An 11580-nucleotide genomic window follows, 5' to 3' on the forward strand; every position below is an offset into this window, starting at 1 on the left:
GTCAGTATGCCCGATTAGGAAACAATTTTTCATCATCGTCATGTATTGAAACAGAACCCATATCTTAAAATAAGAGAGAAGAAGGAGGGAATGCGAATGTCGTTTGTTCAAAAGACCGTACTTCTTTTTATCGGCGCACACTTTTTATCATCTGCGGTGATTTTACTCGTGTTTGATTTAAATGCGGTGAACCATTTTATGAATGATTTCTCGTGGCTTCGTTTTTTTCAAGACCTATATGGAACGGTGACATTTTATACAGCATGCATCGGAATGTTCTTCTTTTTCATTGGTGTAGTGATTCCCCTTAAAAAGACCTAGTGCTTTTTGCTGTACACGTTACATAAAAGTCATTAAAATTGTAAATAAATATATAAAATAAAAGGAAGCTGATGAGCATGCTGTTTTTTTATTTTTTAACATTTGCCGCATTGGGATTGTCTTTTTGGGCACAATTTAAAGTAAAGAATAATTTTGAAAAGTATTCAAAGGTTGAAGCTGCCAGTATGAAAACAGGTGCTGAAACCGCTCGATATATTTTAGATCGCAACGGGTTATACGACGTACCCGTTGAACCGGTAAGAGGAACTTTGACTGATCATTACGACCCGACGCAGCGTGTGGTTCGTTTATCTGAACCAGTGTATTATGGCCATTCCATTTCGGCCATTTCAGTCGCATCACACGAGGTTGGACATGCCTTGCAGCATCAGGAATCCTATGGTGCGCTTGTCTTGAGACATAAGATCTTCCCTGTCGTGAACTTTGCATCTGGTGTTGCCCCGCTTCTTTTCCTAGGTGGATTATTGCTCGGCAGCCTTAACTTAATCGGGCTTGGGATCGTTCTGTTCTCAGCTGCTGTGTTCTTTCAGCTAGTGACATTGCCTGTTGAGTTTAACGCAAGTTCTCGTGCAAAGAATATCATTGTTTCAGAAGGAATCATTAGAAGCAGTGAAGAAAGAGGCGTGAACAAGGTGTTAAATGCTGCAGCTCTTACGTACGTAGCAGCGGCCCTTGTCTCCCTGTTTGAATTGCTCCGTTTTGTAATGATCTTCCTAAATGGCCGTAATGATTAATTGACGCCAGAGGAGGTGAGCCCTTACCCGTGTTAGGTAAGGGTTTTTTTGTATATTTTAAACGTATTTTTAGTCCTATTACTCATTGCTGCGACAGCATTTTTTGTTGTCACTGAATTTGCGATTGTGAAAATTAGAGGCTCAAAAATCAATCAGCTGATTGAAAGCGGTGATAAGAGAGCCATTCATGTTCAAAAACTGACAACCAACCTTGATGAATATTTATCTGCCTGTCAGCTTGGTATTACCATCACGGCATTAGGCTTAGGGTGGTTAGGGGAGCCAACAGTGGAACATTTCCTGCATCCGCTTTTTGAAAAGGCAGGGCTTCATTCCGCTTTGACAGACATCATATCGTTTATCATTGCCTTTGTGATCATTACGTTTTTGCATGTTGTCGTTGGGGAACTTGCTCCCAAAACGATTGCCATTCAAAAGGCAGAAGCCGTCAGTCTTGTGACGGCAAAACCTCTTATTTTTTTCTATAAAGTCATGTACCCGTTTATTAAAGCATTAAATGGGGCTGCACGAGGCATTGTGAAATTATTTGGTTTTCATTCTGTCAAAGAACATGAAGTGGCGATCAGTGAGGAAGAATTGCGTCTCATCCTGTCTGAAAGCTACGAAAAGGGCGAGATCAACCAATCTGAATACAAATATGTCAATAAAATATTTGAATTTGATAACCGAGTGGCGAGAGAGATCATGATCCCGCGCACAGAAATCTCTGCCATTGAAATTGAACAGAGCCTGGAAGACGTGACGCATTATATGCTGAACGAAAGGTATACACGTTATCCTGTCATTAAAGAAGATAAAGATCATGTCATTGGTGTGATCAATAGCAAAGACGTATTTAAAGCAAGTTTTCTTAATCAAGAGGTGTCCATTGAAGACTTAATGCGCCCTGTCATTCGTGTCATTGAAAGTACACCAGTTCAAGAACTGCTGATTTTGATGCAAAAGGAACGTATTCATATGTCGGTGCTTGTAGATGAATACGGCGGAACAGCTGGTCTCGTCACAGTTGAAGACATATTAGAAGAAATTGTGGGGGAGATTCGGGACGAATATGATCAAGATGAGACCCCTCATATTGTGAAAAAAGGTGACTTTCATTATGTGATGGATGGGAAAGCCTTGATCGATGAAGTAAATGATTTATTGGATTTAGCGATTGAAAATGATGATGTTGATACAATTGCAGGGTGGATGATGACGCATAAAATTGATTTTGACATTGGAGATATCATTGAAGCAGAAGGCTGTGAATTTAAAATCGTCGATGCAGAAGATCATCATATTCGAACCATAGAAGTAAAAAAGGTTCACTTTTCCTAAAAACCTCGGAGCTATTGACGAGGTTTTTTTGCTTGGTAAACTTTAGGTAAGAAGATTTGTTTCTGCCAACCGGCAGTGATTGGTTTCACATAAAAAGGGTATGGTTTTATAGACATGATCAAAAGGAGCAGAGAAATGAAAAAAATCAACGTACAAACAGACAAACACGATGACATGATAGACATTACCCATGAAGTTCAGCAATATGTCCGGGAAACTGGGATTCAAAACGGAACGGTTATGGTCTATTGTCCACATACGACGGCTGGAATCACCATTAATGAAAATGCCGACCCAGACGTCAAACGAGATATGCTGCGCCGGCTTGACGAAGTCTTTCCGTGGGAACATCCAAAAGATCGTCATATGGAAGGCAACACAGCAGCACACATGAAAGCTAGTTATGTGGGGGCATCTCAGCACGTTCTTGTCCATCATGGTGATCTTGTGCTTGGAACGTGGCAGGGAATCTATTTTTGTGAGTTTGACGGACCGAGACATCGTCACTTTTATATACAGGTGTCAACTAACGAGTAAGGAGCGGGGAGAAGATGGGAGAATTCACAGCGTTACTTCAAATTGAACATGGCATCATCCAAGCACCAATGGCAGGAGGAGCGGTGACGCCGCAGCTTGTCGCCGCTGTTTCACAATATGGCGGTCTCGGTAGCTTAGCAAGTGGTTATGTACAGCCAGAAAATATGAGGCAGCAAATCAGACAGGTCAAACAGCTGACATCTCGTCCATTTCAAGTGAATGTGTTTGTTCCTGAACCCATTTCAGAAACGAAAACAGAAGATGTATCATTTTGGACAGACCGGCTGCCTGTCATACAAGAAGCACAGATGATCCCTAGAGAAGAAGAATTATGGAAGGACTATGAACAAAAAATCAAGATTCTTCAAGAAGAAGAAGTCCCAGCTGTGTCGTTTACATTTGCCTGTCCAAATGAACAAACAATTCATCATCTGAAACAAAAGGGGATCTTTCTCATTGGAACAGCTACAACAAAAAAAGAAGCACTGCTTTTAGAAGAAAAAGGAATGGATGCCATTGTTCTTCAAGGAAGCGAAGCAGGAGGGCACCGAGGCACCTTCTTACCTTCAAAGGGAGATGCTCTGCAGGGACTTTTCTGCTTGATCAGTGATGTCAGATCCGTCTGTCATATCCCATTGATCGCCGCTGGAGGGATCACAGACCGGACCACTATGAAAGCAGCACTAGCACTTGGAGCAGATGCGGTTCAAATAGGGACACGATTTTTAGCGAGTCAAGAAAGTGCTGCGGCAGATGTTTACAAAAAGGCGCTGTTACAGGCAGAAGGCAGTGAAACAGTGATGACACGGCTTTTCTCTGGAAAAAAAGCCAGAGGCATTGTCAATCAGTGGATGGAGGAAGAAAGACGAAATGAAGACCGGGTTCTCCCCTATCCCATACAGCATGTATGGACAACACCGATGCGAAAAGCGGCAGCTGCTGCAGGAAACCGAGAACAAATGGCTCTTTGGGCAGGTCAGGGGGTTGGCCGCATTCTCTCGATTTTAACCGTTGAAGAGATCATGCATGAACTCACGCAGAAATAATTTGATAATGGGTGGTGTGACAGGATGCAAATCTTAAAACATTCATATCGGAAAAAAGGACAAATTGAATTTCTATTTGATGATTTTCCGCACTCCCCTGCCGTCCTTACCCCCATTCGTCATTACTATTTCGTTCGTTATGTCAAATGGAATCAGCACGACCCTCCAGTCACAAGAAACGATCTAGAAGAAATGGAAATCCTAGCAAACACAATGCTTGGCACGCTCCATGATTACCGCAAACGCAAGGCATACAAAGGCCCCTTGTCATAACCTATAGACAAGAGGCCCTTTTTAACTACCAAACATTTGCCTGAGATAAATAACATCCATCCTAGTAGTCTGCGGCAGTAAATAAGCGGACTGAACAGCCCCTGGCCGTCTTCTGGCATTTAATTTATCGATAATCTCTGCAGCTGTTAAGATCCCAAGCCCATGCCCATAATATTGATCTTCCCCTAAGTAAATCACATTTTCTCCGCGCCATTGAGACTGTTGATAGCTAAACTCTGGATTCTCGAAATATAGGCAATCCCCATAAATAAAATCATTTCCGCGCTCTGTATAAATGGACAATGTATCATAGTGCCAGTCATACAGCGTTAAACTTCTAAGTCTTCGATTGAACTTCTCGTCTCCTACCGTTTGCAGGACTCCCATATAAAACACAATGACAATCGCTGTGGCACATTCAAAGGCATATTTTGAGCCATTTTCAAAGATGTCTTTAATCCCCGTAGATGGCTCGACTTGATAGCGCAGTTCTAACGCTCCGGCCTCTGATACACGCCAATAGGCGTCATTCGCACGGGACCTTTGAAAGATAGCAAATGAGGCACCGCTCTTGTTCAAATCTCTTGCCGCATTCATGATATTCGATCGTAAAGTCACCTCAAATAACAAATCAGATGCCTGCCTATAACGGAACGTATCATTTGAGGCTTGTAACTGCATCAAAATGATCCGCTTTTGTCCTTCTAGCTGAAACGATGCCAGCTGCTCATTTGTTACTGGCTGTCCTGAAAGGATAATCATATGAAAAGCGCCCCCTTTTGTATTAGCGTATGCGGGATGCTTGGGCAAGGAATCAATTTGTGAAAATAAACAAAAAGACATCCTTTTTATTTGAAAAACATGAAAATAATATGAAGCTGTCCGATATAAAACATAACGTTTAAAAGGAGGAAAAACATGAAAAGTATCATAAAATGGTTGAAAAAACCATCGATTTCTAAAAGGCTGATTATTTCATTCACACTTGTTCTCGTCTTGCCTATCATTACACTCAGTACGATTTCATATCAGATTGCTAAAGAAGAATTAGATCATGAAATCATGTACGGAGCCAACGCAAGAGTCAATGAGCTGAATGACATGATCGAGCAAAAGCTTTTGAATAAGGAGAACGCAGTCAAACTGTTTACCGAAACATCCAGTGCTGCAGACTTTAAAAAGAAAAACCAGGACGAACTGTATGAGCATTTCGAGATATACAGTAAAATCAATGAAGATGATGTAGTTGGATTTTATGCAGCAAGTAAAAATCGTGATTTTATTCAGTTCCCTAAAGTGGACATGCCAAAAGGCTATGATCCAACAACTCGTGATTGGTATAAAGCGGCGATGCAGGACGAAAAAGGCGAACCTGTGGTCACCAATCCATACATCTCTGCCACAACAAACGGCATGGTTGTCACAATCGCTCAGCGTCTGAAGGACGGGTCGGGAGCCATTGGGATTGATATTGATGTTCAAGATATCGTCGATAAAATCAAAGATATTAAAATTGGACGAGAAGGATACCCAATTATTGCAAATAAAAACAAACAGATTGTAGCTCACCCAGAAGAAAAATCAGGCTCTGCAGTTACAGAAAATATTTCATCAATCCTTTACAGCGGCAAAGAAGGAACATCAACTTATGAGAATAAAGGAGAGCAAAAACGCCTCGTTTTTGTGACAAATGATTTAACAGGTTGGAAAATTGCTGGAACGATGTTTGTATCAGAAACAGAAGAAGCAGCACAGCCAGTTTGGAATTCTGCCATTATTCTTTTAATTTCTTCTTTTATCCTTGGCGGTATTGCGATCTTCTTTATCGTTCGCTCCATCACAATTGGACTTAGAAGGCTTGTTGATTTCTCAGAAAAGGTGAGTGAAGGGGATCTAACGGAAACCCTCGAAACCAAATCGAAGGATGAAATAGGAGACCTCACAAGAAGCTTTAGTAAGATGAGTGAATCTTTGCGTGAAGTTATTCGAGCGGTCCAGCAATCTGTCGACAATGTGGCTTCAGCTTCAGAAGAGCTGACTGCTAGTGCCAGCCAAACAAGTCAGGCGACAGAGCATATCACAATGTCGATTGAACAATTCTCAAATGGGAATGAAGCACAAAATGAGAAAGTCGAATCTAGCACGAATCAGCTTGTCGCAATGAATGAAGGATTACAAGGTATGTCACAAACTTCATCAGAAGTGACTGCTGTCTCCATTCAATCGACAGAAGCGGCTGGACAAGGCGGACGTATCGTTGAAAGCACAGCGAATCAAATGAAACATATCGACACATCTGTACAAGAAGCAGAACAAGTCATGAAAGAATTAGAATACAAGTCTAAAGATATTACGAGCATTTTAAATGTCATTAATGGCATCGCAGATCAAACGAATTTACTTGCACTCAATGCAGCCATTGAAGCAGCAAGAGCAGGTGAATCAGGGCGCGGCTTCTCTGTCGTAGCAGAGGAAGTCAGAAAACTAGCGGTCCAATCCGCAGATTCAGCGAAAGAAATTGAAAAGCTGATCCAAGAAATTGTGTTGGAAATTTCCAAATCTCAAGAGATGTTCAAAGCTGTTAACCGAGAAGTAAATGCAGGACTTGGGATGACAGAAGAAGCAAAAGAAAGCTTCCAAAACATCTATGAGGCGGCAGAAGGTATGTCGAAAAAGCTCACTCAATTAAATGATACAGCGGTTGACCTATCAAGCGGATCAAAACTTGTGTCACAAGCTATGCAGGAGATGCGTCAAGTTTCAAGAGAAAGTGCGGCGAACATTCAAGATATTGCGGCATCTGCTGAAGAACAATTGGCATCTATGGAAGAAATTTCGTCCTCTTCTGTCACACTTGCCAATATGGCTGAGGAACTAAAAGAGCTGACAAGTCAATTTAAAATTGATTAAAAAACGATGAAAAAATATCCAGAATTGTCTGGGTATTTTTTTTATTTTTAAACGTCATTTCCAGCCCTCTAAAAATAAACCTTTCATCCGATAATAACTTTAGAGAAGTAAAGGGGGAAAGAGAAAATGGGAAAAATGATCCAATGGTTCAAAAAACCATCCATTTCTAAAAAATTAATTATTGCCTTTTTGGTAGTCCTCATACTGCCAACCGTCGCACTCACAATCAGTGCATTTTTTACATCAAAAACAGAGTTAGACAAACAGATTATGGGCAGTGCGATGAGTCAGGTCAATGCATTTGATACCTTAATCGATGAGAATATTGGGAACAAGGCAGAGGCTGTGACCCTGTTTACAGATGATCTCAAAGCGGCTAATCTTCAAGAAAAAAATAGAAAAGCTACCATTAAAGAATTGCAGCAATACGGAAAAATTAATGAAAAAGATGTCTCAGCCATTTATGCAGGTTCAGAAAAGGGCTTGTTCATGCAATACCCAGTTCAAAAAATGCCTGATGGCTATGACCCGCGAGAGCGTCCATGGTATCAAGAGGCCATGAGTGCTGATGGTAAACAAGTCATCACGAAGCCATACGTCGCAGCATCTACAGGTAAAATGGTCATCACCATTGCCCAAAAAACGAAAGATGGCTCAGGGGTAATTGGTCTTGATATGGAAATTGACAGCCTCATTCAAAAGCTAAAAGAAATCAAAATAGGTCAAAAAGGATATGCTTTCATCATGGAGAAGGATAAAACCGTGTTAGCAGATCCAACCCAAGAGGCTGGAAGCAAAGTCAATGAGAATTTGGCGAACATTATTTTTAAAAACAAACAAGGAAACGGCAGCTATACACTCAATGGAACAGATAAAAAGGTGGCGTATGTCACCAATGAACTAACCGGCTGGAAAATCGGCGGAACGATGCTCGTATCAGAAGTAGAGGATGCAGCTAAACCCGTTTTCAATACAGCCATTATTGTGTTCAGTGTGACACTGATCGTAGCAGGAACCCTCATCTTCTTTATTGTCCGCTCTATTTCAAATAGATTATCCAATCTGGCCCGTTTCTCGAAAAAGGTCAGCGATGGTGATTTACGTGATAAACTTCAGATTCAATCAGATGATGAAATAGGACAAGTTGGTAAAGGCTTTAATACGATGATTGACTCATTAAGATCCCTCATTGGTGCCGTCCAAACCTCCGTTGAAAATGTCGCTTCTTCATCAGAAGAACTGACCGCAAGCGCAGGACAAACAAGTAAAGCAACAGAGCATATTACATTAGCCATTGAACAATTCTCTACTGGTAACGAAAGCCAGAATGATAAAGTGGAATCAAGCTCAGAAGAGTTAGAAGAAATGAACAGAGGCCTTCAGCACATGAATGAATCGGCTGAATCGATTACCGCTTCATCCATCAAATCAACAGAGATTGCAGGAGAAGGCGGACAGCTAGTAGAAAAAACAGCCTCTCAAATGAACGTGATTGATCAATCAGTGAAAAAAGCAGAGAATGTCATCAGTGCGCTAGAAAGCAAATCAAAAGATATTACCCAGATTCTTGGTGTCATTAATGGCATCGCAGATCAAACGAATTTACTTGCGCTGAATGCAGCGATTGAGGCAGCAAGAGCTGGCGAATCTGGTCGAGGCTTCTCCGTTGTAGCAGAAGAAGTAAGAAAACTTGCTGTTCAATCTGCCAACTCAGCGAAAGAAATTGAAAACTTAATCAAAGAAATCGTTCAAGATATTGATGTATCACAAGAAGTATTCACAGCAGTAAATCAAGAAGTTCAATCAGGCTTAAGCTTTACTGAACAAACGAAAGTCAGCTTCCACAATATTTTCGACATGACCAAAGAAATCTCAGATCAGCTCCAAACAATGAATCGAACAGTTGTCCAGTTGTCAAAAGGATCTGCGCATGTTTCTGAGGCTGTCCGTGAGATTGCAGACGTATCACGTGAGAGCTCCGCCAATATCCAAGACATTGCCGCTTCAGCTGAAGAACAGCTGGCATCAATGGAAGAGATCAGCTCATCCTCTGCCACCCTTTCTTCAATGGCAGAAGAATTACGTGATTTGATTAGCAAATTTAAAGTCGAATAAACCAAATGAAAAGAACCTCCAGCTAGGGGGTTCTTTTTTGAACTGAATAAATCGAAAGGAATAGGTAAATATGCTTATTTTAATGGTTTTTTGAACATTACACCTTGAAAAATAATCCGTATTACCTAAGAATAGAGGGGGATGATCCCAAATCATAAACCAAAAGGAGTAGAGTCATGAAAAAAATCAACTTTTTTAAGCACTTTACGATGTCAAAGAAATTAATTACTGCATTCTTAGCGATTCTCCTAGTGCCCATTCTTGTGTTGGCCGCATTTTCCTATGAAGTGGCGTCTAAGTCTCTCAATGATGAGATTATGTCTAGCGCAGCAAATGGTGTGAATCAATTAAATGAACTGATCAACAAAGATGTACAGCCTAAAATTGATATTGTTTCATATTTATCTAAATCGGTGAAAAAAAAGGAACTGGCCTCTAAAAATAAGGATTTACTTAAGGTGAAATTAGAGCAACTATCGGAAACAGACGACGATGTCGTAGAAGTATTTGTTGCAGATCAGAATGGTAAACTAACTGAATATTCCGAGATTCATAAAGGTAGTGCCAAAAGCGCAAAAAATGAACCATGGTTTCAACAATCAATGGGAGATGACAAACTCATCATTTCAGATCCTTTTACAGACAAGTCATCAGATGACCTGCTCATCACAATATCAGAACAGTTAGCAGATGGTTCTGGTGTTATCGGCATAAATGTACGATTGAACACAATTGTGAAAGATACAAATAGCATCAAAATTGGTCAAGAAGGTTATGCGTTTGTCGCTACCTCAGACCAACGTTACATTGCTCATAAAACGGAAAAGGCCGGGACGAAACTGACAGGCGATTTCATCGAAAAAATGTATCACAATAAAAAAGGAAGTTTCGAATATGAATTCAACGGACAGCCGAAGCAAATGTTTTATGACACAAATGAAGCGACAGGCTGGAAGCTCGCGGGAACCATGTATGTCAACGAAGTGAAGGAAGCTGCACAGCCAGTGCTTGACTTAACCATGATCATCCTAGCTGCTGCGATTGTCATCGGTGGAATCGCGATTTATTTTATTATTAAATCGATCCGAAAACCACTCATAGAGCTCTCTGAATCGGCTGAGAAAATCAGTCAGGGGGATCTTACCCAGCATATTGAGGTGCGCACACATGATGAAATCGGCAAACTTGCACAGAGCTTTAACGATATGTCGGCAAAGCTGAAACAAGTCATTCAAGCCGTTCAGAATTCAATTGAAAATGTTGCTGCTTCATCTGAAGAATTAACAGCTAGTGCAGGACAGACAGCCCAAGCAACTGAGCATATTACCTCATCTATTGAACAGTTCTCAAACAGCAATGAACATCAAAATGAGATGATTGAAAAAAGCTCTGTCCAGCTAAACGATATGGATCGCAGTTTATCACATATGGTCAACACGACTTCTCATATGATGGAATCATCTATTGAGTCTAGCAAAACCGCTCAGGCTGGTGGAGAGCTCGTTCAAAAAACAGCAGGTCAAATGCAAACGATTGAACAAGCAGTGAAAGAAGCAGAGCTTGTGATTGCAGGGCTAGAACAGAAATCTAAGGACATTACAAGCATTCTTGGAGTCATCAACGGCATTGCAGATCAGACGAACCTCCTCGCTTTAAATGCAGCGATAGAAGCCGCGCGTGCAGGTGAGGCAGGAAGAGGCTTCTCTGTGGTCGCAGAAGAAGTCCGCAAGTTGGCAGAGCAATCAGGCAGCTCTTCAAAAGAAATTGAAAGCCTAACGAACGAAATTGTAGATGAAATTGAAAAGTCGCAGAAGATGTTTAGACAAGTAGCAGGTGAAGTTCAATCTGGATTAAACATTACAGATGAAACGAAAGTGAGTTTTGAGAAAATCACCCATAAGACATCAGAAATGACAGAGCAAATGAAACAAATGAACGGATCAGCCCAAGAACTTTCTCATGGCTCAAACGATATTTCACAAGCAGTCAATCAAATCAAAGAGCTTTCACGTGAAAGTTCCGCAGGTTTCCAAGATATTGCGGCTTCAGCAGAAGAACAGCTGGCATCAATGGAAGAGATCAGCTCATCTTCCGCCACTTTATCTCAAATGGCAGAAGAACTGAGAGAGCTCATCAAACAATTTAAAATATAAGAGTCATAGAGGAACACCTGACGTTTTGACGTCAGGTGTTTCAGCGTGTAGACAAACCCTCGCATTCGGTGTCAGTCCTGCGTACTGGTGCTCACGAATTCAAATTCGCTCCGCGCCAGTACTCGTTCT

10 protein-coding genes and 3 pseudogenes are annotated in these 11580 nt (G+C 41.1%); 12 read left to right on the forward strand and 1 reads right to left on the reverse strand.

Annotation, left to right across the window (positions count from 1 at the left end; translation table 11 throughout):
* Positions 1–96 precede the first annotated feature (96 nt).
* From ACRRMM_RS13595 to ACRRMM_RS13620, 6 genes are all read left to right on the forward strand, one after another.
* Positions 97–321, forward strand: coding sequence for a hypothetical protein (locus tag ACRRMM_RS13595; protein WP_008345775.1), 225 nt, complete (start codon positions 97–99; stop codon positions 319–321).
* A gap of 80 nt (positions 322–401) precedes the next feature.
* Positions 402–1076, forward strand: a complete 675-nt coding sequence (locus ACRRMM_RS13600) for a zinc metallopeptidase (protein WP_024719711.1) — start codon at positions 402–404, stop codon at positions 1074–1076.
* Between the two features lie 48 nt (positions 1077–1124).
* Positions 1125–2417 carry a hemolysin family protein gene (locus ACRRMM_RS13605; RefSeq protein WP_007500537.1) on the forward strand — a complete coding sequence of 431 codons (1293 nt, stop codon included), beginning with the start codon at positions 1125–1127 and terminating at the stop codon, positions 2415–2417.
* Positions 2418–2552: 135 nt separating this feature from the next.
* Positions 2553–2954 carry a secondary thiamine-phosphate synthase enzyme YjbQ gene (locus ACRRMM_RS13610; RefSeq protein WP_008345770.1) on the forward strand — a complete coding sequence of 134 codons (402 nt, stop codon included), beginning with the start codon at positions 2553–2555 and terminating at the stop codon, positions 2952–2954.
* Positions 2955–2968: 14 nt separating this feature from the next.
* Entirely contained in the window at positions 2969–4000 is a 1032-nt protein-coding gene (locus ACRRMM_RS13615) for a nitronate monooxygenase (protein WP_428828578.1), read from the forward strand.
* A 24-nt stretch (positions 4001–4024) separates the two neighbouring features.
* Positions 4025–4273, forward strand: a complete 249-nt coding sequence (locus ACRRMM_RS13620) for a hypothetical protein (RefSeq protein ID WP_008345765.1) — start codon at positions 4025–4027, stop codon at positions 4271–4273.
* Between the two features lie 21 nt (positions 4274–4294).
* Here ACRRMM_RS13620 and ACRRMM_RS13625 read toward each other — a convergent pair whose 3' ends face one another.
* Complete coding sequence (locus tag ACRRMM_RS13625; RefSeq protein WP_008345763.1) at positions 4295–5035, reverse strand: protein-glutamine gamma-glutamyltransferase; 741 nt, start codon at positions 5033–5035, stop codon at positions 4295–4297.
* 339 nt (positions 5036–5374) lie between these two features.
* Between ACRRMM_RS13625 and ACRRMM_RS13630 the strand changes: the two are divergent.
* The 6 genes and pseudogenes from ACRRMM_RS13630 to ACRRMM_RS13655 form a co-directional block, all read left to right on the forward strand.
* Positions 5375–6241: pseudogene (locus ACRRMM_RS13630) on the forward strand (cache domain-containing protein); the annotation flags it as partial.
* A gap of 114 nt (positions 6242–6355) precedes the next feature.
* Entirely contained in the window at positions 6356–7183 is an 828-nt protein-coding gene (locus tag ACRRMM_RS13635) for a methyl-accepting chemotaxis protein (RefSeq protein WP_370539193.1), read from the forward strand.
* 282 nt (positions 7184–7465) lie between these two features.
* Positions 7466–8353: pseudogene (locus ACRRMM_RS13640) on the forward strand (cache domain-containing protein); the annotation flags it as partial.
* Entirely contained in the window at positions 8348–9298 is a 951-nt protein-coding gene (locus tag ACRRMM_RS13645) for a methyl-accepting chemotaxis protein (RefSeq protein ID WP_370529239.1), read from the forward strand. The pseudogene ACRRMM_RS13640 and the gene ACRRMM_RS13645, both read left to right, overlap by 6 nt.
* Before the next feature lie 317 nt (positions 9299–9615).
* Positions 9616–10512, forward strand: a pseudogene (locus tag ACRRMM_RS13650) (HAMP domain-containing protein); the annotation flags it as partial.
* A complete protein-coding gene (locus ACRRMM_RS13655) occupies positions 10504–11451 on the forward strand; it encodes a methyl-accepting chemotaxis protein (protein ID WP_370539194.1) in 948 nt (315 codons plus the stop codon). The pseudogene ACRRMM_RS13650 and the gene ACRRMM_RS13655, both read left to right, overlap by 9 nt.
* Positions 11452–11580 lie beyond the last annotated feature (129 nt).

Origin of the sequence: Bacillus sp. XT-4 (genome assembly GCF_050864245.1) — a bacterium.
In the GTDB taxonomy this organism is placed as follows: domain Bacteria; phylum Bacillota; class Bacilli; order Bacillales; family Bacillaceae; genus Bacillus; species Bacillus altitudinis.

Excerpts from the sequence above, each read along its gene's own strand:
- ACRRMM_RS13635 (WP_370539193.1), top strand. The coding sequence starts at position 6,356 with ATGTCGATTGAACAATTCTCAAATGGGAATGAAGCACAAAATGAGAAA.
- ACRRMM_RS13595 (WP_008345775.1), top strand. The coding sequence starts at position 97 with ATGTCGTTTGTTCAAAAGACCGTACTTCTTTTTATCGGCGCACACTTT.
- ACRRMM_RS13625 (WP_008345763.1), bottom strand. The coding sequence starts at position 5,035 with ATGATTATCCTTTCAGGACAGCCAGTAACAAATGAGCAGCTGGCATCG.
- ACRRMM_RS13655 (WP_370539194.1), top strand. The coding sequence starts at position 10,504 with ATGTCGGCAAAGCTGAAACAAGTCATTCAAGCCGTTCAGAATTCAATT.
- ACRRMM_RS13615 (WP_428828578.1), top strand. The coding sequence starts at position 2,969 with ATGGGAGAATTCACAGCGTTACTTCAAATTGAACATGGCATCATCCAA.
- ACRRMM_RS13645 (WP_370529239.1), top strand. The coding sequence starts at position 8,348 with ATGATTGACTCATTAAGATCCCTCATTGGTGCCGTCCAAACCTCCGTT.
- ACRRMM_RS13610 (WP_008345770.1), top strand. The coding sequence starts at position 2,553 with ATGAAAAAAATCAACGTACAAACAGACAAACACGATGACATGATAGAC.
- ACRRMM_RS13620 (WP_008345765.1), top strand. The coding sequence starts at position 4,025 with ATGCAAATCTTAAAACATTCATATCGGAAAAAAGGACAAATTGAATTT.